The organism is Collinsella tanakaei, from assembly GCF_016900375.1.
Taxonomy (GTDB): domain Bacteria; phylum Actinomycetota; class Coriobacteriia; order Coriobacteriales; family Coriobacteriaceae; genus Collinsella.
On sequence record NZ_JACJKB010000082.1, the window covers coordinates 1 to 225 of the forward strand.

Genomic DNA, 225 nt, shown 5'->3' on the forward strand with positions numbered 1-225 from the left:
GGGCGGCGCGCCGACCGACTCCGCCGACCCGACCCTGCAGCTGAGGCTGCTCTGCGTGCGCCCGGGCGGCTGGCGCGACAGCGTCGTGCGGAAGTCCCTCCCGGAGGAGCTCGTGGCGTTCCTCGACTCCGAGGCGCCCGCCGACCTCGGAGCCGACCTCAGGGCGCTGCGCGACGTGAGCGCCAGGCGGGGCTGGGGCGCAGCGGTGGAGGGCGCCCTGCGCTC

Annotated in this window: 1 pseudogene; it reads left to right on the forward strand. The window is 78.2% G+C overall.

From position 1 onward, the window contains the following. Nucleotides 1-225 (forward strand): annotated as a pseudogene (locus H6A16_RS10680) (IS21 family transposase); the annotation flags it as partial.